At 60.6% G+C, this 23460-nt stretch carries 20 protein-coding genes; 12 read left to right on the top strand and 8 right to left on the bottom strand.

Features of this window, described 5'->3' with window-relative positions; genetic code table 11:
- The first annotated feature begins 70 nt into the window (after nucleotides 1-70).
- The gene (locus MRBLRC7O_RS22960; RefSeq protein ID WP_080865040.1) at nucleotides 71-1873 is read left to right on the top strand and encodes an NAD(P)/FAD-dependent oxidoreductase; all 1803 of its coding nucleotides are present in this window, start codon (nucleotides 71-73) and stop codon (nucleotides 1871-1873) included.
- A 46-nt stretch (nucleotides 1874-1919) separates the two neighbouring features.
- Here the strand turns inward: MRBLRC7O_RS22960 and catB are convergent, their stop codons facing one another.
- Both catB and MRBLRC7O_RS22950 read right to left on the bottom strand, forming a co-directional pair.
- Entirely contained in the window at nucleotides 1920-2555 is a 636-nt protein-coding gene (catB, locus tag MRBLRC7O_RS22955; RefSeq protein ID WP_060727212.1) for a type B chloramphenicol O-acetyltransferase, read from the bottom strand.
- A gap of 334 nt (nucleotides 2556-2889) precedes the next feature.
- Complete coding sequence (locus MRBLRC7O_RS22950; protein ID WP_060727213.1) at nucleotides 2890-5679, bottom strand: bifunctional aconitate hydratase 2/2-methylisocitrate dehydratase; 2790 nt, start codon at nucleotides 5677-5679, stop codon at nucleotides 2890-2892.
- 363 nt (nucleotides 5680-6042) lie between these two features.
- Between MRBLRC7O_RS22950 and MRBLRC7O_RS22945 the strand changes: the two genes are divergently transcribed.
- The 4 genes from MRBLRC7O_RS22945 to MRBLRC7O_RS22930 are packed head-to-tail and all read left to right on the top strand — an operon-like array spanning nucleotide 6043 to nucleotide 10638.
- Nucleotides 6043-6540, top strand: coding sequence for a Csu type fimbrial protein (locus tag MRBLRC7O_RS22945; RefSeq protein ID WP_060727214.1), 498 nt, complete (start codon nucleotides 6043-6045; stop codon nucleotides 6538-6540).
- A 21-nt stretch (nucleotides 6541-6561) separates the two neighbouring features.
- Complete coding sequence (locus tag MRBLRC7O_RS22940) at nucleotides 6562-7281, top strand: fimbrial biogenesis chaperone (protein WP_060727215.1); 720 nt, start codon at nucleotides 6562-6564, stop codon at nucleotides 7279-7281.
- Nucleotides 7253-9691: a fimbria/pilus outer membrane usher protein gene (locus tag MRBLRC7O_RS22935; RefSeq protein WP_080864416.1), complete on the top strand. Its 2439-nt coding sequence runs from the start codon at nucleotides 7253-7255 to the stop codon at nucleotides 9689-9691. The genes MRBLRC7O_RS22940 and MRBLRC7O_RS22935 overlap by 29 nt, the downstream gene beginning before the upstream one ends.
- On the top strand, nucleotides 9688-10638 hold the full coding sequence (locus MRBLRC7O_RS22930) for a Csu type fimbrial protein (RefSeq protein ID WP_020810984.1): 951 nt from the start codon (nucleotides 9688-9690) through the stop codon (nucleotides 10636-10638). The genes MRBLRC7O_RS22935 and MRBLRC7O_RS22930 overlap by 4 nt, the downstream gene beginning before the upstream one ends.
- Here the strand turns inward: MRBLRC7O_RS22930 and MRBLRC7O_RS22925 are convergent.
- From MRBLRC7O_RS22925 to MRBLRC7O_RS22905, 5 genes are all read right to left on the bottom strand, one after another.
- Nucleotides 10632-12239, bottom strand: a complete 1608-nt coding sequence (locus MRBLRC7O_RS22925) for an ABC-F family ATP-binding cassette domain-containing protein (RefSeq protein ID WP_020810983.1) — start codon at nucleotides 12237-12239, stop codon at nucleotides 10632-10634. The two genes, MRBLRC7O_RS22930 and MRBLRC7O_RS22925, sit on opposite strands and share 7 nt — an antisense overlap.
- Nucleotides 12240-12418: 179 nt before the next feature.
- Entirely contained in the window at nucleotides 12419-14221 is a 1803-nt protein-coding gene (locus MRBLRC7O_RS22920) for an ABC transporter ATP-binding protein (RefSeq protein WP_020810982.1), read from the bottom strand.
- Between the two features lie 437 nt (nucleotides 14222-14658).
- Nucleotides 14659-15648, bottom strand: a complete 990-nt coding sequence (locus tag MRBLRC7O_RS22915; protein ID WP_020810981.1) for a Bug family tripartite tricarboxylate transporter substrate binding protein — start codon at nucleotides 15646-15648, stop codon at nucleotides 14659-14661.
- Between the two features lie 115 nt (nucleotides 15649-15763).
- Nucleotides 15764-16459, bottom strand: a complete 696-nt coding sequence (locus MRBLRC7O_RS22910) for a superoxide dismutase (RefSeq protein ID WP_020810980.1) — start codon at nucleotides 16457-16459, stop codon at nucleotides 15764-15766.
- A gap of 206 nt (nucleotides 16460-16665) precedes the next feature.
- The gene (locus MRBLRC7O_RS22905; RefSeq protein ID WP_020810979.1) at nucleotides 16666-16986 is read right to left on the bottom strand and encodes a GCG_CRPN prefix-to-repeats domain-containing protein; all 321 of its coding nucleotides are present in this window, start codon (nucleotides 16984-16986) and stop codon (nucleotides 16666-16668) included.
- A 182-nt stretch (nucleotides 16987-17168) separates the two neighbouring features.
- Here MRBLRC7O_RS22905 and MRBLRC7O_RS22900 point away from each other — a divergent pair, with 182 nt between their 5' ends.
- Nucleotides 17169-17372, top strand: coding sequence for a CsbD family protein (locus MRBLRC7O_RS22900; protein ID WP_020810978.1), 204 nt, complete (start codon nucleotides 17169-17171; stop codon nucleotides 17370-17372).
- A 48-nt stretch (nucleotides 17373-17420) separates the two neighbouring features.
- Here MRBLRC7O_RS22900 and MRBLRC7O_RS22895 read toward each other — a convergent pair whose 3' ends face one another.
- Nucleotides 17421-17603, bottom strand: coding sequence for a hypothetical protein (locus tag MRBLRC7O_RS22895; protein ID WP_367727693.1), 183 nt, complete (start codon nucleotides 17601-17603; stop codon nucleotides 17421-17423).
- 273 nt (nucleotides 17604-17876) lie between these two features.
- On the opposite strand from MRBLRC7O_RS22895, the gene MRBLRC7O_RS22890 reads away from it, so the two are divergent.
- The 6 genes from MRBLRC7O_RS22890 to MRBLRC7O_RS22865 are packed head-to-tail and all read left to right on the top strand — an operon-like array spanning nucleotide 17877 to nucleotide 23423.
- Nucleotides 17877-19028 carry an extracellular solute-binding protein gene (locus MRBLRC7O_RS22890; protein ID WP_020810976.1) on the top strand — a complete coding sequence of 384 codons (1152 nt, stop codon included), beginning with the start codon at nucleotides 17877-17879 and terminating at the stop codon, nucleotides 19026-19028.
- Complete coding sequence (locus MRBLRC7O_RS22885; protein WP_020810975.1) at nucleotides 19025-19909, top strand: ABC transporter permease; 885 nt, start codon at nucleotides 19025-19027, stop codon at nucleotides 19907-19909. Before MRBLRC7O_RS22890 ends, MRBLRC7O_RS22885 begins: the two co-directional genes overlap by 4 nt.
- A 1-nt stretch (nucleotide 19910) precedes the next feature.
- A complete protein-coding gene (locus MRBLRC7O_RS22880) occupies nucleotides 19911-20735 on the top strand; it encodes an ABC transporter permease (RefSeq protein ID WP_020810974.1) in 825 nt (274 codons plus the stop codon).
- A 9-nt stretch (nucleotides 20736-20744) separates the two neighbouring features.
- Nucleotides 20745-21779, top strand: coding sequence for an ABC transporter ATP-binding protein (locus MRBLRC7O_RS22875; protein WP_020810973.1), 1035 nt, complete (start codon nucleotides 20745-20747; stop codon nucleotides 21777-21779).
- Nucleotide 21780: 1 nt separating this feature from the next.
- Nucleotides 21781-22617: a glycerophosphodiester phosphodiesterase gene (locus MRBLRC7O_RS22870; RefSeq protein WP_060727217.1), complete on the top strand. Its 837-nt coding sequence runs from the start codon at nucleotides 21781-21783 to the stop codon at nucleotides 22615-22617.
- Complete coding sequence (locus MRBLRC7O_RS22865; RefSeq protein ID WP_020810972.1) at nucleotides 22614-23423, top strand: inositol monophosphatase family protein; 810 nt, start codon at nucleotides 22614-22616, stop codon at nucleotides 23421-23423. The genes MRBLRC7O_RS22870 and MRBLRC7O_RS22865 overlap by 4 nt, the downstream gene beginning before the upstream one ends.
- The last annotated feature ends 37 nt before the right edge of the window (nucleotides 23424-23460 follow it).

Here is a 23460-nt window from a genome sequence, read left to right as displayed (position 1 = left end):
GGGCACAGGCTTTCGGGGCGGTGATTTCGCCGCTCCACCCATCAGACCAAGCACCATGGAGGAGATGAATATGCTTGATGTCAGTCCCGCCACTAAAATCGACACGGTTCTTTCCAAGCTCGGTAATGCGCTGGAAAATGGAGACATAGACGACGCCGTCAACCTGTTTCAGGCCGATTGTTACTGGCGCGACCTCGTAACCTTCACCTGGAACCTGAAAACGCTGGAAGGCCGTGAGCAGATCCGCGACATGCTGACGAGCCAGCTTTCCGCCATCAAACCCTCGGGCTTGGTGCAGGATGTGAAGGAGCAGGCCTCGGAAGGCGATGGCGTCACCGAAGGCTGGTTCGAGTTCGAGACCGGTGTCGCCCGTGGTTACGGCCATATCCGCCTGAAGGACGGGCTGATCTGGACATTGCTCACCACCATGAGCGAACTGAAGGGCCACGAAGAGCCGAAGGGCATCCGCCGCCCGATGGGCGCGGAGCATGGCCACGACCGCAACCGCCGGACCTGGAAGGAAAAACGCGAGGCTGAGGCCGCCGAACTCGGCTATTCGGAGCAGCCCTATGTCGTCATTATCGGCGGCGGACAGGGCGGTATTGCGCTCGGCGCGCGGCTTCGCCAACTCGGTGTGCCGGCGATCATCATCGAGAAGAATGAACGGCCCGGCGACAGCTGGCGCAAGCGCTACAAATCGCTCTGCCTGCATGACCCCGTCTGGTACGACCACCTGCCCTACATTCCGTTCCCGGAAAACTGGCCCGTCTTCACGCCGAAGGACAAGGTGGGAGACTGGCTGGAAATGTACACAAAAGTCATGGAGCTGAATTATTGGGGCTCCACCACCTGCAAGTCCGCCCGATATGACGAGGCGACGGGCGAATGGACCGTGGTTGTCGACCAAGCGGGCAACGAGGTCGTGCTGCGGCCGAAACAGCTGGTGCTGGCGACAGGCATGTCAGGCAAGGCGAATATCCCGAAATTCCCCGGACAGGATGTCTTCAAGGGCGAGCAGCAGCACTCCTCGCAGCATCCGGGTCCGGACGCCTACGCCGGCAGGAAGGTCGTGGTGATCGGTTCCAACAACTCGGCGCATGATATCTGCGCAGCGCTCTGGGAAGCGGGCGCTGACGTCACCATGCTGCAACGGTCCTCCACCCATATCGTCAAATCCGGCTCGCTGATGGATATCGGTCTTGGCGACCTCTATTCCGAGCGGGCGGTGGCAAACGGCATGACCACGCGCAAGGCCGACCTTATCTTCGCCTCCCTGCCCTACAGGATCATGCATGAATTCCAGGTTCCCGTTTACGATCGCATTCGCGAACAGGATGCCGACTTTTATGCCGCGCTTGAGAAAGCCGGTTTCATGCTCGATTTCGGTGACGACGAGTCCGGCCTCTTCATGAAATATCTGCGGCGCGGATCGGGTTATTACATCGATGTCGGGGCCTGCGACCTCGTGATCGACGGCTCGATCAAGCTGAAATCCGGGGTGGATGTCTCGCACCTGACGGAGAATGCCGTGGTGCTGAAGGACGGCACGGAACTGCCTGCCGATCTGGTGGTCTATGCGACCGGCTATGGTTCGATGAATGGCTGGGCGGCCGATCTCATTTCGCGTGAGGTGGCGGACAAGGTGGGCAAATGCTGGGGCCTCGGTTCCGACACCACCAAGGATCCCGGCCCATGGGAAGGCGAGCAGCGCAACATGTGGAAGCCGACACAACAGCAGGCGCTGTGGTTCCACGGCGGCAACCTGCATCAATCGCGGCACTATTCGCAATATCTCTCGCTCCAGCTAAAGGCGAGACAGGTGGGCCTGAAAACACCCGTTTACGGCCTTCAGAAGCCACATCATCTGTCCTGACCCTAAGGGAGTTCCGGCCCGTCTCGATGAGGCGGGCCGGGCGTTTTTACGACTGGGACCTATCGGATTGCCAGAACCGGTAAAGCTCCGCGACATTGCCGCTGGTCATGAGCGGCATTGCCGCCTTCAGTTGCTCCGCCGGCCACTCCCACCATTTCATCTCGAGCAAGAGGGCGATGCTGCCATCATCAAACCGCTTGCGGATCGTCTTTGCGGGATTGCCGCCGACAATGGCATAGGGCTCGACATTCTTCGTCACCAGCGCCCGCGTTCCGATCACGGCGCCATCACCAACCGTGATGCCGGGCATGATGATGGCTTCCGAGCCTATCCAGACATCGTTGCCGATGACGGTGTCGCCCGCCGGCAGATAACCATTCCCTGCATTTTCGAACTCCGGCACCTCGGGCATGAAGAAAAACGGGAAGGTGCTGACCCACTCGTTGCGATGGCCCTGATTGCCCGCCATGATGAAGGCGGCGCCCGAACCGATCGAACAGAAGCTTCCGATCACCAGCCTGTCCGCGCCTTCATCCGACAACAGATAACGGGCGCAGTCCTCAAAGCTGTGGCCGTGATAATAACCGGAATAATAGCTGTATTTCCCGACCACGAGGTTCGGGTTCTTGACCTGCTTGTCAAGCGTGATGCCCCGGAACGGGCTTTCGAAGTAGTTTTCCATTGGAGTAATCTCACTGCATATGTTCGCACTCGCTTGCCTCAAGGCAAGCCGACGCCGAGCGCCAAGCCTGTCGGCTTTTCGCTCGATGCTCCTCACGCAACGGCGGGAGCTAGATGCAGGTGATACTCGAGGCTTTTATCATGCAGTCTGGTTACCGCAAAAACCGGCGAAGGCCAAGCCAAGACATGTATGAAGCCTGCAATGGCTGACATCGGAATTCCGCCGGCACATAACGCAACAGCGGGGACTTCTCCCCGCTGTCCTCGTTAATTCGGCATATTCAACGCATCGCCGGCGCGGGCGTCCTTGGCCCGCGCCCGCGACGACTTCGGTCTTAGTAATGGACCGACTGGGAATCGATCGGCGTTACCTTCGGCGGGGCGAACTTTGTCAGGTCGATCCCGTCTACAGCGGAGCGATATTCCTCGATGCTCGGTGTGCGGCCGAGGATGGCCGAGAGCACCACGACCGGTGTGGAGGCAAGAAGCGATTCACCCTTCTTTTCGGCGCTGTCTTCAACGACACGTCCCTGGAAGAGACGAGTGGACGTTGCCAGAACCGTGTCGCCCTTTGCCGCCTTTTCCTGGTTGCCCATGCAAAGGTTGCAGCCCGGACGCTCGAGATACAGGATGTTTTCGTATTCGGTGCGGTTGGACGTCTTCGGATTGGCGTCATCGAACTCGAAGCCGGAATATTTCTGGAGGATTTCCCAATCCCCTTCCGCCTTCAGCTCATCGATGATGTTGTAGGTCGGCGCGGCGACGACGAGCGGCGCCTTGAACTCGACCTTGCCTTCAGCCTTTTCGATGTTCCGCAGCATCTGCGCGACGATCTTCACGTCGCCCTTATGCACCATGCAGGAGCCGACGAAGCCGAGATCGACCTTCTTGGTCGCGCCGTAATAGGATACCGGGCGGATCGTGTCGTGTGTGTAGCGTCTCGAAACGTCGTTGTTGTTAACGTCAGGGTCGGCGATCATCGGTTCGTTGATGACATCGAGGTCGACAACAACTTCAGCGAAATATTTCGCATTGGCGTCCGGCTTCAGGGCTGGCGTTTCACCTGAACGGATTTCCGCAATGCGTTGATCTGCCTTGTCAATCAGGCCTTTCAGCGTCTGGGCGGCATTGTCCATGCCCTTGTCGATCATGATCTGGATGCGCGACTTGGCGATCTCCAGAGATTCGATCAGCGTCTCATCTTCGGAAATGCAGATCGACGCCTTGGCCTTCATTTCGGCTGTCCAGTCAGTGAAGGTGAAGGCCTGGTCGGCGAGCAGCGTGCCGATGTGGACTTCGATAATACGGCCTTGGAAGACGTTGTCGCCGTGCTGCTGAAGCATCTGTGCCTGCGTAGCGTGCACCACATCACGGAAGTCCATATAAGGCTGCATCGTCCCCTTGAAGGTAACCTTGACCGACTGCGGGATCGGCATGGTCGCCTCGCCAGTCGCCAGCGCCAGTGCAACGGTGCCAGAGTCCGCACCAAAGGCAACGCCCTTGGACATGCGGGTGTGGCTGTCGCCGCCGATGATGATTGCCCGGTCATCAATGGTGATGTCGTTCAGCACCTTGTGGATCACGTCCGTCATGGAGTGATAGACGCCTTTCGGGTCACGCCCTGTGATGACGCCGAAATTGTGCATGAAGGACATGAGCTTCGGGGTGTTCGCCTGCGCCTTCTTGTCCCAGACGGAGGCCGTGTGGCAACCCGACTGATAGGCGCCATCCACCAGCGGCGAAATGACGGTGGCCGCCATCGCTTCCAGTTCCTGGGCGGTCATCAGACCAGTGGTATCCTGCGAGCCGACGATATTGACCTTGACGCGAACGTCGGAGCCGGCATGCAGCACCTTCCCGGGCGTGACGCCGACGGCATTGCGGTTGAAAATCTTCTCGACGGCGGTCAGGCCCTGTCCTTCGATGGAGATTTCCTTGTTGGGCGCGAACACAGGTGTCGCATCGACGCCGAGCGTTTCAGCGGCGAATGTCTGGAGCTTCTTGCCGAAGACGATGGCGTAGGAGCTGCCGGCCTTCATGAACTCCATCTTCTGGGGGGTGAAGGAAGATGCGAGATCGACAAGCTCGGTGCCGTTTTCATCCCGCAGCTTGCGGTTCTTGGCGTCGATCTTGAGAACTGTGCCGGTTTCGACCGAGTATTTCTGCTCGAGGATCGGATTACCGTCATTGTTGAGGATCGGCTTGCCGTCTTCGCCGAGCTTCTTCACCCAGTTCTTGAGGTTGATGCCGATACCGCCAGTCACGTCGACAGTGGTGGCGAAAATCGGCGAAATGCCGTTGGTGCCGGCGACGATGGGGGCGTAGTTGACGAAGGGCACATAGGGGCTGGCCTGCTTGCCGGTCCACAGCGCCACGTTGTTGACGCCGGACATGCGCGACGAGCCGACGCCCATCGTGCCCTTTTCGGCAATCATCATGACGCGCTTGTCGGGGTGCTGCCTCTGCAGCGCGACGATTTCAGCCTGCGCTTCCGGCGAGATCATACACTGGCCGTGCAGCTGGCGGTCCGAGCGCGAATGCGCCTGGTTGCCGGGGGAAAGAAGGTCGGTCGAAATATCGCCTTCGGCGGCGATGAAGGTGACGACCTTGATCTCGTCTTCAACGTCGGGAAGCTTGGTGAAGAATTCGGCCTTGGCGTAGCTTTCCAGCACTTCCCTGGCGATGGCGTTGCCCGCCTTGTAGGCATCGCGCAGGCGGAACATGTCGGCATCGTAAAGGAAGACCTGGGTCTTCAGCACTTCGCCGGCGGCGGCAGCAATCGCAGTGTCGTTGCCGAGCGCGATGTCGAGCAACACGCGGATCGACGGGCCGCCCTTCATGTGCGACAGCAGTTCCAGCGCGAAGGAAGGCGTGATTTCCGGCACGATCGCTTCGCCGAGAATGATCTGCTTCAGGAAGGCAGCCTTGACACCCGCAGCACTCGTCGTGCCCGGCAGGGTGTTGTAGATGAAGAACTTCAGGGCATCGGCGCGATGCTCGCTGCCGGCATCCTTGATCAGCTCGATAATCTCGGCCGTCAGTCCACCGTCATCAATCGGCTTGGGCGCGAGACCCTGTGGTTCTCTGCTTTTGATTTCAGCCAGGTAATCCAAATAAAGTGTCATCGCGATCCCAACGTCATGGTGTCTGTGGAGCCAAACACAACGCCACCGGCAGGTAGCGTTGAAAGCCCCGGGTTTCTGTCGTTTTCGACTACGCCAACCGGGGGCCGCTGACAAGATGCCGCACTCCGGTAAAGAACGAGTGGACGGATAAAATGCCGCTTTCGAGGCACTCAGCGCTGGCCTGGTGTCATCCTCATAAAGTTGCAGCCAATAGCTCATTTCACCCGGAAGTTTTCCAGCCTCGTCCGTTAAGGATTTATTAACCAAATCGGCGCGAATATTAGCTTATTCTAATTACTCGTTATCGGAGTAATTCGAGATCGCGTATGGCGAAATCGGCAGCGCGAAGCTTGGGGAGGCAGCATGCGGTTTTCTATATCAAGCTATTTGTTATCGCTGGCGGCACTGGTTTTCACACCGGCATCAAGCCTTGCGCAGGTCGCCTCGACGAATTTCACGGTGCAGATCACCATTCAGGCGGCATGCCAGATCAACTCGGCCGGCAATCTCAATTTCGGCACCAATGGCGTAATCGGCAGCGATATCGATGCGACCAGTGATGTTATCGTGCAATGCACGGCCAGCACACCCTTCAGCCTGGGCCTCAGCGCCGGCGCCGGCTCGGGGGCGACGGTCGCCAACCGGCTGATGACGTCGCCCGCCGGCGCGACCATTTCCTACTCGCTTTATACGACTGCGGCACATAGCACGGTGTGGGGGAACACCGTGGGGACGGACCGGCAAACGGGAACGGGAACCGGGGCACCGCAGACCTTCACTGTCTATGGGCGCGTACCTGCCCAGACGACACCCGCGGTCGGCGTCTATACCGATACGGTGACGGCCACGCTCAATTACTGATCGCCATAGGGAGGATCGCGCATGCGTCTTTTTACCTTAGCGGCTGCGTTTTTTGCCGGTTTGAGTGTTTCACCTTCACAGGCTGCCTCGCTACGGGTCGCGCCCGTTCTTCTGGATCTTAAAGCGCCCACGGCGGCCTCCAGCCTTCGCATCTGGAACGATGCAAAAACTCCGATCAACGTTCAGGTGCGTATATTCCGCTGGACCCAGCAGAACGGGCAGGACGTCTATACGGCGGCGCAGGACGTCGTCGCCAGTCCGCCGATGACGCAGTTGAAGGGAGGCGCGGAAAACCTTATCCGCATCGTCCGGCTTTCCAAGGCGCCCCTGCGGGCCGAAGAGAGTTACCGCGTCATCGTCGATGAGTTGCCGCCGGCGGGAAGACCACAATCCGGCACGGTCAACCTTGTGGTGCGCCATTCCATCCCCGTTTTCTTCTCACCCGCCTCCACAGGCGATGCGGAACCGGCCTGGAAGATAACGCCACAGGGCAATGACTACAGGGTCTCGGTGTCCAATACGGGCGAGAGGCGGATAAGGATCGCCAACCTGATGCTTTCCGGCGGCAACGGGCAGGCGATTGCCCGGCAGCAGGGGCTGGTGGGATATGTGCTTGGCAAATCCGCCGCAAGCTTTGTGGTTCCGGCAACGGGCGGCAAAAAGGGCGGCGGCACGCTGAAGATTTCGGCAGACAGCGAAGGCGGCCCCGTCAATGCGACGGCGCGCGTCTCGGGCGGCTGACCTTGCCGTTTTGACGATTGCCGCTCTGACGGTCATTTCATCGGGCAGTTTCTCCATGGCGCAGGACATACCCCCTGCGGCGCAACCAGCCTCTTTTGCCGCAAAAGAAGCGGGACAGTTTCAGCTCGAAGTCTACATCAACGATGTTTCGACAGAACTGATCGCCACATTTCGTCAAAACGACGCCGGATCGTTTCTCATCGAGCCGGAGCAGCTGAACAATATCGGGATCTCTCCGGTTGAAAGCGCAGTCGGCGATGATGGCTGGATCGACATTTCCCGGCTTCCAGACGTGGTGGCGCGTTACGATGAAGGCACCCAGTCCATGCATTTCACCCTGCCAATGGCTGCGCGGGCAAACAGGGTGATCGACGCCTCTGGCAAGAATGCGACGGAGGAGGATGACGAAACGCAGGAAAAGGCCGCGAGCGATTTTGGAGGTGTGGTGAATTACACGATCTATGGCTCCTCCGGCGGCAACAAATGGTCTGACATCGCCGATTTCAACGGCGTATCGGCCCTCCTGGAAAGCAGGGTCTTCGGTCCGCTCGGCGTGCTGTCCTCGTCTCAGGTTCTGAGTACATCCCGCCTGTCGGAGTTCGACACCCAGCGCCTCGATACCACCTGGAGCTATTCAGACGAGGAAACGCTGACGAGCTACCGGGCCGGCGATCTCATCACCGGAGGGCCGAGCTGGACACGCCCGACGCGGCTCGGCGGCCTGCAGATCCGCCGTAATTTCGACCTGCGGCCGGATATCGTTACCATGCCGATGCCGGAATTTGCCGGTTCAGCGGCCGTGCCCTCCACCGTCGACGTCTATGTCAACAATATCCGCCGCCTGTCGCAGGATGTTCCCGAAGGCCCCTTCTCCATCACAAATCTTCCCGTCATAAGCGGCGCGGGCAATGCGCGGCTGGTGGTGCGGGATGCGCTGGGCCGCGAAACCGTATCCGAAACGCCCTTTTATACGTCACCGGACCTGCTGGCGAAGGGTCTCGTCGATTTCTCGGCGGAACTCGGTTTTGCCCGGCGCAATTACGGAACCTCTTCTTTCGATTACGACGAAAAATTGCTCGGATCAGCGACGGTTCGTTACGGCCTGTCTGATGGCCTGACGCTGGAGGGCCATGCGGAAGGCGGCGAGGATTTCTATAATATCGGCCTTGGCGGCGTCTTCACGCTTGGAGCCCATGGGCTGGCGGCGGTTTCCGGCGCATCCAGCCGCTTTGGCGAGGAAAGCGGCTACCAGCTCTCCGCAAGCGTCGAAGCCGAATTGCTCGGGCTCAAATTTCACGCCCGGTCGCAACGGGCATTCGGCGATTATCACGACATGGCGTCGGTCTCCGCCGACAGCTCGACACTCAGGACGATATCCGGCCTGCTGAGCGCGCGGCCGCCGCGAGCCGTGGATCAGATTTCCGTTTCCACACAGCTTGCTTTCGATGAAACGAGCCTGAACTTTTCCTATACGCAGGTGGAAACCTTCGATGAGAGGAAATCCCGGTTGCTCGGCCTTTCCGCCACGCGGCCGTTCGGCGAGAACGGCAATATCTTCATCACCGCCTATAGGGACCTTGAGGACAGCCAATCCTACGGCGTCTTCGCGGGCCTGTCCTGGTCGTTCGGCGGCGGCGTCTCCGGCTCGGCCGGCATGTCGTCAGATGCGGATGGATATTCGCTGACGGCAGAGATCGGAAAATCCGAAGAGCAGGCCGAGGGAAGTTACGGCTGGCGTCTGCGCGGCTCGACCGGCGGCAATGACATCGCATCCGTTTCCGGCAGTTACCGCGGCAGCGCGGCCCGCGTTTCGGCGGGCGTCGATCAATTCAACCGCACGACACAGGCCTATGCGCAGATCGAAGGATCGATAGCGCTCGCCGGCGGCGATGTCTTTGTCGGCAACCGGATCGATGACGCTTTCGCGGTGGTGGATGCGGGCGCGCCCGGCGTCGATATCCTGCTGGAAAACCGCCCTATCGGCCAGACCAACCGCCGCGGCAAGATATTGCTTCCGAACCTGCGCTCCTATGACGTCAACAACATCACGCTCGACCCCAGCAATCTCCCGGTCGACGCCCGCATCGACCGCACGAAACAGACCGTGACGCCAGCGGAGCGGGCGGGAGCGGTGGTCAATTTCAAGGTGGAAACCGAGGGTCAGGTAGCGCTGGTGACGCTGAAAGACGAAAGCGGCCAATTCATCGAAACCGGATCAACAGGCAAAATCGACGACAAGCGCGATTTCGTCGTCGGTTATGACGGGCAGGCCTATCTCGACAATATCAGCGACACGCATCGCCTCCGCATCATGCAGCCGACGAAAGGCGAGTGCGAGGCGCAGATCACCGTCCCCTCTGCCGGCGAGACGCGCGCAACTCTCGAAACCCTATGCAGGAGCATCCAATGAAGGTCCTGACCCGTGCCGCCCTTGCCATCGCCGCTTTCCTCTCCGCTTCACCGGTTCTGGCCCAAAGCTGCACCTTCAACATGTCGGATATGAATTTCGGCTTCGTCAATCTCGCAGGCGGCAGCGCCGTGGACACGACGGCGACATTGTCAGTCACCTGCTCCAACCCCTTGTCGCTGGCGCTTTCCATCCGCATCTGCCCCAACATCAATGCCGGAAGCGGCGGGCAGTCGGGCGGCATCCGCCGGATGCTTCAGGGCAGCAACATTCTCAATTACCAGCTTTACCAAAACGCGGCGCGGACGACCTCCTGGGGATCGGTCACACAGCCCGCACTCGGCTCGCCTCCGCCAATCGATATGGCGCTGCCGCTCCTGATCAACACCACGAGCCGCACGGTCTATGGCCGGATCAACGCCGGTCAGGCCTCGGCAGCGCGCGGCCTTTATCTTTCCAGCTTCGCCGGCGCGGAAACGAGCTTCACCTATACGACATTTACCCTGCTCGCACCGAGCTGCTCTTCCGTGACCCAGAACCCCACGCAGGTGCCGTTCAACGTGTCGGCCGCAGTGGCGCCCACCTGCATCATCTCGGCCCAGAATATCGATTTCGGCAGTCACGGCGTGTTGAACACGGCAGTCAATGCGACCGGAGCGATCAATCTGACCTGCACCACCAATCTGAACTACAGTGTGACGCTCAATGGCGGCCTGAGCAACAGCCCGCCAGCCGCGCGCCAGATGGTGCAGGCGGGCGCATCGATAACCTATGGTCTCTACCGCGACGCGAACCGCACGAATGTCTGGGGAAGTGCAGCGGGGGAGATAGCCACTGGCACCGGCACAGGCAGCCTGCAGACATTGACCGTCTACGGACGCGTACCGGCGCAGAACACGCCGGCACCGGGAAACTACTCCGACACGGTGGTCGTAACGGTGAACTACTGAGGGGCCGAACGAACCTCTGACTTTCCAAGTTCCAGCCGCCGATCGATGCCGATGCCGGCGAGAAACGCCTCATCATGGCTGACGACCAGCAAGGCGCCGTCATAGGCCCGAAGGCCAGCCTCCACGGCGGCGATGGAATCGATATCGAGATGGTTCGTCGGCTCATCAAGGATCAGCAATTGCGGAGGCTGCGGGCCTCCCAGAACACAGGCGAGACCTGCCCTGAGCATCTGCCCGCCCGAGAGCGTTGCAACGATCTGCAAGGCGGCATCGGCACGAAACATGAAGCGCGCAAGCGCGGAGCGGCAGGCATTTTCCCCGGCCTGCGGGTTGAGTCTAAGGAAGTTGTCGCGGATGGACAGGTTCGCATCGAGCAGGCTGACCTGCTGGTCGAGAAACACGGACTTCACCCCGACATGTACCACCCCTTCAAATGGCGGCAGGTCCCCCGTGATCACTGAAAGCAGCGTCGTTTTTCCCGATCCGTTCGGACCGGTCGCGGCAACACGTTGCGGCCCGGTGATTTCGAAAGAAAGATCGCGAAGCACGGGTTGGTCGGCCCGATACCCCGCCGTCAGGTTCTGCAGGTTGAGCACGGTTTTTGTCGCGTGCAGCCCGCTGGGCGGCAATGTGACGCTGACGCCCTGCAGGATTTCGATCCGCTCCCGCGCCGTCTTCAAATCTTCCGTCGCCTCGGCTGTCAGGCGGCTGGCCAGATTGGTATTGTCACCGCTCGTCTTGTCGGCGCGCCTTTTCATCGCGCCGACAAGAATACGGGGCATGTCTCCCCTCGCCGCTTTTGCAGCACCCCTGCTGTCACGGCGAGCCTTGCGCTCCAGCGCCTCCTGCGACCGGCGTCTGACCTTGGACAGACGTTTTTCCGCATGCGCAAAGTCCTGTTCGGCGGCGGCCAGCTCCAGCGCTTTCTGTGCGCGGTAGTGGCTCCAGTTGCCGCCGTAACGGGTTGCTCCGAGCGTGGTCATTTCGACGATTGCATCGAGGGTTTCGAGAAGTTCCCGATCATGACTGACGACGATCGCTCCGCCATGCCAGACCGCCAGAAAATCGGCGACGAAAATGCGCCCGTCCCGATCGAGATTATTCGTCGGTTCGTCGAGGATCAGGAAGTCGGGAGCGGCGTGGATTTGAGCCGCAAGTGCGGCCCGCGTGCGCTGCCCGCCGGACAGCGCCGAAAGCGGTGTGGAGGGCAAGGCATCCAGCCCGACCTGCGCCAGGGCCCCGGCAATTTTGTCCTCCAGCATCCAGTCGATATCTTCAAGCTCTGCGAGAGTGGCCGTTCCCGCCTGCGCACGGGCAAGGACCTCAAGTGCATCGCGCGCGTCAAAAAGGTCGGCGACGGTCTGTTCCGGCGCCACCTGCACGCTCTGGCGCAGAAGATTGACGCTGCCCGAGGCGGAAACCGTGCCCGCGGATGGCGACAGTTCCCCCGCAATCAGTTTCAGAAGCGTCGTCTTGCCGACGCCGTTGCGCCCGACAAGGCCGGTGCGTTCCGCTCCGAAGCGAAGATTGATGTTGGAAAAGAGCGGATGACCGTCAGGTGTTGACCACGAAAGGTCCGAGAGAGTGATGGAATGCGGCATGGATATGGGTTCCCCTGATGACAAGGCATTGCGGCTTTGTGATCGGGTGGAAATCCATGGTTCACCGTCCTGTTGGTGTTGCGCAGAACACGCCCTTACGCGAAAAAAGCGGCGTGTTCGTGGCGTGGGTTCAGTGTTCGGGAAGGGAACGCCGGGGGAAACCCCGGCGTTTCGTTTTTTCAGGCCACCAGCCCCTTGGTCAGCTCCAGCGCCTGCCGTTCAAACAGCCGGCGATAGATGCCGTCATGGAGGCGGATAAGCGCCTGGTGGTCACCCTCTTCGACAATCTTGCCCTTGTCGAAGACCAGCAGCCGGTCCAGCGCCCTGACCGTGGAAAGCCGGTGCGCGATGACCAGTGTGGTGCGGCCGACCATCAGCCGTTCCATTGCCTGCTGGATCTGCACTTCGCTTTCACTGTCGAGACTGGAAGTCGCCTCGTCCAGTATCAGCACCGGCGCATCCGCGAGGAAAGCACGGGCAATGGCCACACGCTGACGCTCGCCGCCGGACAGCTTGACACCACGCTCGCCCACCATCGTCTCATAACCCTTGGGAAGGGACATGATGAAATCATGGGCGCTCGCCTGTTTCGCCGCCTGCTCGATCTGACGCCGCGTGGCGTCCGGCCGGCCATAGGCGATGTTTTCCGCCAGCGTGCGGTGGAACAGGATGGGCTCCTGCTGCACGATGGCGATCTGGCCGCGCAGGCTCGACTGCGTGACCCCGGCGATATTCTGGCCGTCGATGCGGATCGCACCCGACTTGACGTCGTAGAGCCGCTGGATGAGCTTGACGAAGGTTGTCTTGCCCGAACCGGAATGGCCGACCAGGCCCACACGTTCACCCGCCTTGATGGTGACCGAAAAGTCATCATAAAGCGGTGTGGTATGCGCGCCATACTGGAAGGTGACGTGATCGAAGACGATCTCGCCCTTTCCGATCTTGATCGGTCCGGCATCCGGCCTGTCTTCGATGCCAAGCGGCATCTTGTCCAGCAGCACCAGCTCTTCCATGTCGTTGACGGCACGTTGCAGGTTGCGGATATCCTGCCCCACATCGCGCAGGTAACCCTGCAGCACGAAGAACATCGCCAGCACGAAGGTGATGTCGCCCGGTGTCGCCAGCCCCTGTCGCCACATGATGAGGCCGGTGCCGAGAATGCCGGCCTGCATGGAGACCATCATGAAGCTCTGGATCGTGCCGTTCAGCGTGCCACGCTTCCATGTCCTGCGTGTGCGGTTGTCCCACTTCACCAGCACATGGCCCAGGCGCGTTTCTTCGCGGGTCTCGGCGCCGAAGGCCTTGACCACCGAATTGCAGCTGATGGCATCCGCCAGCGCGCCGCCAAGCCGGGTATCCCAGGCATTGGCCAACCTTGCCGCCGGCGAGACATAACCCATCGAAAGCCCCACCGTGACGCCGACATAGATCAGCGAGCCGAGACCGACGATCAGGCCCATGACCGGCCAGTAGCTGCCGAGCACGATGGTCGCGCCCACCAGCATGACGATGGAAGGCAAAAGCGCGACGAGCAGCAGGTCATTAAGCGAATCCAGCGCCCACATGCCGCGTGTGATCTTGCGCACCGTGGAACCGGCAAAGCTGTTGGCATGCCAGTCGGTGGAGAAACGCTGGACCTTGTGGAAGCCGTTATGAGTGACATCCGCCATGGTCTTCAGGGTGAGCCTGATGATGCCATTGAAGATGAACCAGCGCAGCACCACGCTCACCAGCCCAAGCGACACAACGATGACGAAGGCGCGCAACGCCCCATCGCCCCCATTGCCAGCGCCGTTACCGCCGGCAATGGCATCGACGATCTGGCCGGAAAAGACCGGCACCATCACTTCGGCCAGCGTGCTGGCAATTACCAGCACGATGATGAAACCCACCAGCGCCGGCCGGTTGCGCCAATGGTTGAAAACAAAGCCGAGCACATTGCGATATGCATCAGCGCGAAAATCGAGCTTCTTGCGTGACATTTAACCAGCCCGGCGCGACGGATTCGGCAACCGGTCCTCAAAACGGTAGTTGGATGGCACAGCCCGGGCGGGAGACAAAATTATCCCGTCAGATCAATCGGGCTATGAAGGAAAACAGAACCGCATGTCGGGCGCGCTCAGGGCGGGCCGCGAATGGATATGACCTAGTGGCGGGCCATTCCCTGCGGGAGGGTTTTGATGAATACTGGTGTCATGCAACGCCTCCCTTTGTTCGATCTGACGCGGTATTGAGATTTGTAACTCAGCAGTTGGAGCTTGCCAAGCGGGTTTTTACAACCGGCTGGTGAGTGATGCGGAAACGCCACACCGGCTGGATGCGACGGTATAAACCGTGGCCGATGCGAGGGACGCGCCGGCCACGATTTTATCAGGTTGGATGCACGGCGGAAAATCGGAATGGTGCCTGCCGTTGCCGCTCAGTCCATCTGCACATTCGCGTCCTTGACCACAGGTCCCCACTTGGCGATCTCAGCCGCAACGTGGGTTTTCAGTTCATCCGGCGAAGAGGCGACGATCTTGGCGCTGAAATCCGCCATGCGTGCGGCCACCGCCGGATCGGCTAGCGCCTTCTTGGCGGCGGCGTTCAGCTTGTCGACCACCTCGGCCGACGTACCGGCGGGCGCAAAGAGCGCGTTCCAGGTATAGGTCTCATAACCCGGCACGGTCTCGCCGATGGTCGGCAGGTCCGGGAAAGACGATGCACGCTCCTTGGTGGTGACGCCGAGCGCCCGCAACGTGCCGGATTTTATATGTCCCGATGAAGAGGGCAGATTGTCGAACATGATCGAAATCTGGTTTCCGAGCAGATCGTTGAGCGCCGGGCCGGCACCCTTATAAGGGACATGCTGCATGCTGACGCCGGCCATGCTCTTGAACAGCTCGCCGGAAAGATGCAGCGGGGTGCCGTTGCCGGAAGAGGCATAGGCATGTTTGTCCGGCTCGGCCTTCAGCAGGGCAATAAGCTCCGCGACGCTGTTGACGTTGAGCTTCGGATTGACGACCAGCACATTCGGCACCACCACCAGCAGCGAGACCGGCGTGAAATCCTTCTCCGGATCATAAGGCTTGGTCTTGAGAATAAGCGGGTTGAGAGCGTGGGTGGCAACCGTGCCCATCAGGATCGTGTATCCGTCGGGTTCGGCGCGGGCCACGCGGTCTGCACCAAGATTGCCGCCTGCGCCGGCGACATTTTCAACGACGATCTGCTGGCCGAGTTCATCACCCATCTTCTGCGCGATAACACGCGCGACCACATCGGTGGAACCGCCCGCCGCGAAAGGAACGACCAGAGTAATCGTTCGCTCGGGGAAGCCCTGCGCGCTCGCAGCCGTTCCCAGCATTCCCAAAGAAACCGCCGCGGCGGCAAGTTTCAGCACCGTGCGCCGTTTTGAAGACCGGTAAATCATGAACCCTCCTGTAACATGGCCTCCTCGCCATGGGCGCATAGTAGCTCAAATGCACCTCAGGGCAACCCGCCGGGGACCGGACGCTTCCGGCGGGTTTCAGGAGAAAGAGGATTCGTTACGCTTTGAGGCGCTCGTCGATGACCCGCCAGTTCACCAGCTTGTCGAGCACGGCGCGGATATGTTCGGCCTTGCGGTTTTCATAATCCACGTAATAGGCATGCTCCCATATATCGATGCCGAGATAGGCCGGGCGGCCGACAGCGACGGGGTTCTTGCCGTCCTCATACCCGATCAGCGCGAGCTTGTTGCCGTCGTCACGCGTCAGCCACACCCAGCCCGTGCCGAAGACCGTATCGGAGACATCGACCGCGCGTTTGATGAAACCATCATAATCGCCGAAGGTCTCGTTTATCGAAGCGGCAAGATCACCCGTCGGCCGGTTCGGACCGCCCGGTACGAATTGGTCCCAATAGGCGACATGGTTCCAGGCCTGCGCGGCGTTGTTGAAGATTTTGACATCGGCCGCCTCTTTTGATTTGGCGGACTGCGTGACGATATCAACCAGTTCCATATCGGCGTAAGGCGTGCCGGCGGCGAGCGTGTTCAACTTGTCGTAATAGGCCTTGTGGTGTTTTCCATAATGCAGACCCACGGTTTTCGCCGAGATGACCGGAGCCAGATCGGCTTCGGCAAAGGGAAGCCTGGGCTGCGTCAGGGGCAGTGCGGCACGCGCGACATGCGGGCGGGGAAAGATTGCAGCGGCGGTAGTAGCGGCGGCGGCGGTGAGAATGGTGCGTCTGTTGATGTCCATCATATCCTCCTTATGAACAGTGATATGGGACTAACCCCAAACTGCCGCCCGGGTTTCCTCACGCCGAATGCAATTCTGTCGCAGGTTATGGAGATGAGAGGCGGCGGCGCTGTATTCACGCCCTGCCGGGGCGGGATGCGGGATGCGGGAGGAATTGACCGCCCTATAGGAGAAAGGCCCTCCCGGCTGGAGAGGGCCTTGCCCGATCAGTATCGATAGTAGTCTCGGCGGTCGCGATAGTCTCTGCGGTCGCGCCACTCACGCCATTCCCGTCTCGCCTGACGTTCGCGCCATTCACGACGGGCTTCCCAGCGGTCGCGCCGGTCCCAGCCGCGCTCATAGCGGGGCGGGCCATTCGGACGGCAATAGCCGCGGGGTGACAGGTGAAAGCCGCGTCCGCAGGCATAATCCACCGTTTGAATGTGGGATGCCGAGGGTGCAGACGGTTGGCCCACAGGCATGGCATTGGCACCGGTGCCGAACAGGGCGCCGAAAATCAGTCCGGCGGTTAAAATCATCTTGCGCATCTTATTTCCCTCCTTGTGGGATGGCGGGATTTAGCGCCCTGCCGGGTGAACTGTGGCTGAATGAATCGTGATCTTTTCGTGGCAGCAGGCCACAGTTGCGCCGAACATTCCGGCCGCCGCGCGGAACCCTGCGCAGGCTCGGACATTTACCAGTGCAAGCCAAACAAAATGGGAGAGCACCGATGGATTGGAATCGCGTTGAAGGAAACTGGAAGCAGATGAAAGGCAAGGTCAAGGAGCAGTGGGGCAAACTCACCGACGACGATCTTGACGTCATCAACGGCAAACGCGAGCAGCTCGAAGGCAAGATTCAGGAGCGCTACGGTTACGAAAAGGACCGCGCCAGGGAAGATATCGACAACTGGTATGGACGCCAGACCTGGTAAGACGAGACCCCGCTTCGGCGGGGTTTTTCTTTGCGCGGAATTTCCCGGTCAGCTGGCCAAGGCCAAAACGGCGGCAATGGCGATCAGCAGAGGCCCCATCCATCTGAAATGACGAACAACCGGCGGCTGACTAACCGTGTTTTTCGACAGCGGCAGATAACCAAAGCCGACGCATGTCATCCACAGCCCTGCACAAAACATGACGAACTCGTCAATATAGGCTGCGATCATCGCTCCCCTCCCTCCGTGTTATCGCTGTCATCCTATCTGCCCGAAAACCGCTTTGGTAGAGCCCCCGGCGCCTTCGGATCACCCGTGGCCACAAAGGGCGGCGAGACCGGGCCGGCATCAACCGTCACGAAAGCGTTATGGAAAGACATTAGAACCGCCGCCGGCCCGTTCAAAAATGCACGGCTGTGCAACTGATGGCCAGAGCCTTTCCCGTCCATCTCTCAAGCGTCAGCGCTCAGAGTTCCACTCGCGCCGAAAACATCGGAGACATAGATGAAACGCCGCACCTTTATGATGTCCGCCGCAGGCGCCGCCGCCGGCCTCGCCCTTGCACCGCGCATGAGCTTTGCTGCTCCGGGCACGATCGACTGGTACACCAGTTCGGATACGAATATCCTCGATTTCTGGTCCAATACGATCAAGCCCGCTTTTGAAGCCGCCAATCCCGACCTGAAGCTCAACCTCGTCGATGCCGGCGACAGCGCCGGCATCATGGCCATCGGCGAGCGCGCCATCGCAGCAAAGCAGACGGGCACCGATCCGCAGGCAGATTATTTCGAAACGGCCGATCCGCTGCTTCCCACCGGCGCCATCGATGCCGGCATCTACGTGAACATGGCGAAAGCCGGCCTTTCCAATTATTCGCGCGTCAACCCGCTTGCCATCCGCAGCGAATACAGCCTGCCCTATCGCGGCAGCCAGGTTCTGCTCGCCTATGACACCAGCAAGCTCAAGCCGGCGGATGCACCGAAGACCTGGGATGAACTCGTCAAGTGGATCAAGGCAAATCCCGGCCAGTTCGTTTATAACCGTCCCGACAAGGGCGGCTCCGGCGGCAACTTCGTCCGCCGCGCCATCCATCAGGCCAACGGTCTCGATCCCAAGGCCTTCACGGTCGACAATTACACCCAGGAAGCCGGCGACAAGGCTCTGGGCAAGGCATGGGCGCTGCTGACCGATATCGCCCCGTCGCTCTATGACAAGGGCGCATACTCCTCCGGCAACACGCAGTCGCTGCAGCTTCTTTCCCAAGGCGTCGTCACCATGACCCCCGTCTGGTCCGATCAGGTGCTGAAGGCCATCGATCAGGGCGTTCTGCCGAAGGAAACCGGCCTCGTCCAGCTTCAGGATCTGGCGCTCTGCGGTGATTTCTCGCGCGCCGTGGTGCTTGCCAACGGCGCCAATCGTGATGCGGCCCTGAAGCTTGCCAATTTTGTGCTGTCCGAAGAAATTCAGGGCGCGATCCTCAACGAGCTGGGCGGCTTCCCCGGCGTTTCCTGGGACCATGTGTCGGCCGACCTGCGCAAGCGTTTCGCCGACATCATTCCGCAGACCATTCCGACCTTCCCGGCCGGTAAATGGGAAACCGCCATCAATGATGGCTGGTATCGCAACGTCGCTCCCAACGTTAACCGCAAGTCGTGACCGAGGTCGGAGCAGGAGCGGTTCGCCCGCTCATTGACAATACGGCAGGCAGGAGGCCCATCGGCCTCCTGCTCGTCGCCATTCCCGTGTTCCTGATGATCTGGCTCGTCATCTGGCCTGCCATCAATGCCATCGGCCGCACCGTCTGGCGCACTGGCGCCAATGGTGAAACGAGTTTCGACCTTTCGAGCTACGCCTTCTTCTTCTCAGATCGCTACAGTCTCGACAATCTTGCCGTGACATTGTGGACGACGATGGTCTGCGCCATCCTCCTGCTGGTCATCTGCCTGCCGATCGCGCTTTACCTTCGCTTTTCGCGTGGTCGTCTTTCGGCCTATGTGCAGGCGCTTGCCATCTTCCCGATGTTCGTGCCCTCCATCATCCTCGCCTTCGCCTTCATCCGCGTTCTCGGGCCGAACGGCATGGTGGACATCTTGCTCAATGCGGTCGACCTGCCGAAAATCCGCACGCCCTATCTCACGCCATGGGGGCCGGTCATCGGTCTTGTCTGGGACAATATTCCGCTGACCGTGCTCATCCTGCTTGCAGGCCTCGGCAGCATCGCCAACCAGTCGGTGGAGGCGGCGCGGGATGTGGGCGCAAACGCGCTGCAGGTCTTCTGGCATATCATCCTGCCACGCATTTCCAATTCCATTCTCGTGGCGCTTTCCTTTTCGGTGCTCGGCATTTTTTCTTCCTTCACCCTGCCCTATCTCCTGGGCCCGGCCTCTCCCGAAATGCTCGGCCCCTTCATGCAGCGCACGCTGCGCGAAGTGCAGGACCCCATCGGCGCCATGACCCAGGCCGTCATCGCTTTCGGTTTCTGCATCGCATTCGGCCTCTTTTACGTGCGTTCGGTCGCACGCAACCAGGGGAAATGACATGACGACCCTTACGCCGGCGCGAACGCGCATGGACTGGCCCGGCATCTTTTTCGCCACCCTTCTCACCATCGCCATCGTCGGGCCGCTGCTTGTTGTCGGAACCTGGGCATTTACCGAGGTCTGGCGTTTTCCCAACGTCATTCCCCAGCAATTCGGTTTCCGCTTCTGGGGCCAGACGCTGGGGCGCGCCGACGTGTGGAACGCCCTGATGCTGAGCCTGCGGCTGACAACGGTGGTGACGCTGCTTTCGGCGATGATCTGCCTTCCCGCCGCCTATGCCTTTGCGCGCATGAGCTTTCCCGGCCGCAACCTGCTGTTCTTCTCCTTCCTGGCCGGCCACGCCTTCCCGAAATTCGGGCTTCTGGTAGCGATTGCCGCCATTTTCCTGCAGCTCAACCTTATCGGCACCTTCTGGGGCGTCGTTCTGATCCAGCTCGTCGGAACGCTGATGTTCATGATCTGGATTCCCGTGGCGGCATTCCAGGCCGTCGACCGGCGCATGGAAGAGGCTGCCCGTGATGTCGGCGCCAGTCCGCTCCGGGTCTTCTGGTCGATTACCCTGCCGCAGGCGGGACCGACCATCGCAGCCGCCGTTTTGCTCAGCTTCGTCGGCACTTTTTATGAAACCGAAGGCGCGTGGCTCATCGGGGCGCCCGGCATTCGCACGATGCCGGTTCTGATGATCAGCTACATCAACAACCAGATGGTCATCCAGTATGGCGCGGTTCTGTCCGTGCTGCTCTGGGTGCCGTCCTTCATTGCCCTCATGTTCGCCCGCCGCGTCATCGGTGGCGGTGCATTCGCCCGCGGTTTCGGCGGTTAGGAAATCATCATGTCCGTACTTCACATCCGCGAGGTCTCGAAAACCTTTTCCGGCGGCACCAAGGCAGTCGACAGTTTCTCGCTCGATGTCGCCGATGGCGAACTCGTCTGCCTTCTCGGCCCCTCCGGTTCGGGCAAGTCGACGCTGCTGCGCATGGTCGGCGGTTTCGAGCAGCCAACGGGCGGGCAGATCACCATCGATGGCGAAGATGTGACCCACCTGCCGCCGGAGCGACGGCCAACGGGCATGGTATTTCAGAGCCATGCGCTCTGGAGCCACATGAACGTCTTCAAGAACCTCACTTTCGGCCTCAAGCTGCGGCACATGCCGGCTGCCGTCATCAGGCAAAAAGTGGAGGCCGTGCTCGAACTCGTCGGGCTTTCCGGTTATGGCGAGCGCGCCACCAGCCAGCTCTCCGGTGGCCAGCAGCAGCGCGTGGCGCTTGCCCGCTCGCTGGTTCTCGAACCGAAAATCCTCTTGCTTGACGAACCCTTCGCCAGCCTCGACCAGCATCTGCGCGAGCGGTTACGGGAGGAAGTGCGCGATATCCAGCAGCGCCTCGGTATCACCACGCTGTTCGTCACCCACGGTCAGGATGAGGCCCTTTCCATGGCCGACCGCATCGTCGTGATGGCGAATGGCAAGACCGAACAGATCGACCGGCCGAATATCATCTACCGCGAACCGCAGACCCCTTTCGTCGCCGGCTTCATCGGCACCATGAACCTGATAGAGGGCGCGGTCTCAGACGGAAACTTCATGCGCGCGGATTTCACCCTTCCGCTTCCCGTCTCCGATGGCCCGGCCATTCTCGCCGTCCGCCCGGAAGCCATCGATCTGACGATTTCCGAAACGCCGGAAGCGCACGTACACCGGGTGACGGATTACGGCACCCACGGCCTTGTCGACCTTGATCTCGCCGATGGTACAAGGATCAAATCCATGGTCGCCCATCCGGATATGTTCCGGGCGGGACAGGGCGTACAGATTTCGCCCCGTGCCGTCACGGCCTATCGCGACAACCGCCCAATCTATCGGAGCTGACATGAACCAGCCGATCCTTATCGAACGCGACGGCCACAGGACCTGGCTCAAATGGCATCGCGCCCGCCGAAACGCCAGCGATCCGGTCTTCACCGGCGAGCGCATCATCGAGGCGATGCGCCTTGGTGCGAGCATCGAAGTCGATCTCGTCATTCATGCCGATCACGGCTGCGCCGTTTTGCATGACCGGACGCTGGAACGGGAAACCACCGGCACCGGCCGAGTGCACGACACATCCGCCGCTGCGCTGCGTCAGCTTCACCTGCGCGACAATGGCGGCCAGCCGATCGCTTCGAAGGTGATGCTGCTCGAAGACCTCTGCGCCCTGCTCGCGCACGAGACCGTGCATCGCGACGCCCTGTTGCAGCTCGATTTCAAGGAGGACCTGCAGGCGCTTACCCCGCAGGTGGTCGCCGGTTTCGGAGCAAGCGTTTCGCCCATAGCAAGCTCGGTGATCCTGTCCGGCGGCGATTTCGACGCCATCGCCATGCTGGCCGGTTCAGCGCCGGGACTTCGCACCGGATATGACCCCTGCCATCGCGGCACGCTTGCTCAACTGAAGGCAAGCGGAAACTATCTGGGTTTCATTGCAGACGCTCTCGCCACCGCGCCCGATGCCGGGATGATCTATCTCGACTACGCGATCGTACTTGCTGCCGAGGATGCCGGTGTCGATATCATCGCCCCGATCCATGCCGCCGGCCGCCGGGTCGACGCCTGGACAATCAACAGCGTCACGCCGCAATCCATAGAACAGGTCGAGCGTCTCTTGCGGCTTAAGGTGGACCAGATCACCACCGATGATCCGGAAGGGCTCGCCGAGGTTTTCAGCCGATGACAGTCAATTACAGCGCCATCCTCGACCATATGGTCGCCACCGCCCGCGAGGCCGGCGCATTGACGCTCGACCATTTCAGGCGCTTCCGCGACATCGAGATCGGCGTCAAGGGACCGGGGGATTTCGTTTCCGATGCGGACCGGGATTCCGAGACACTGATCCGTGAGCGCCTGCTCGGACAATATCCCTGGGGACTGACCGGCGAGGAATTCGCACCTGTCGAAGGGGCGGATCAGGATCATCGCTGGCTGGTCGATCCCATCGATGGCACCACCAATTTCCTCTTCGGCCAGCACTATACCATCACCATCGCGCTTCGCCGCGGCAATGAAACGATCTGCGGGCTGGTCTATAATCCCGTTTCCGACGAGATGTTCACCACGATCAAGGGAGACGGCGCCTATCTCAATGGCGAGCGCCTGCGGGTCAATGCCAGCACGGATGTCGCGCTCATGTGTGTCGGCACCGGCCTGCCCACGCCCAATCTCCAGCTTTATCCCGGCGCCTATCAGCGCCTTGACGCCATTCGCGCGCCGATCGGCGCGGTTCGTGTTGTCGGCAGCGCCGCCAATTCCTGCGCTTACGTCGCCTGCGGACGGCTTACCGGTTATTACGAGGAGACGGGATTCGTCGACACGGCAGCCGGCATTCTCCTTGTTCAGGAGGCCGGCGGCATTGTGACCGACTGGTGGGGTCGCGGACCGGAATTCTATGAGAAGACCGGAACGCTGATCGTCGCCAATGCCGCGACCCATGCCTATCTGATGGAGCATCTGCGCGGCGTTTCGCCCAAGAACCCCTTATAACGGTTTCTTCGTCGAAACATTCCGCGCTGCCGTAATC

The sequence above is a fragment of the Agrobacterium radiobacter genome, assembly GCF_040801995.1.
Lineage (GTDB): Bacteria > Pseudomonadota > Alphaproteobacteria > Rhizobiales > Rhizobiaceae > Agrobacterium > Agrobacterium radiobacter.
The sequence above is the reverse complement of the archived record's forward strand: the minus strand, read 5'-3'. Positions and strand labels throughout refer to the sequence as shown.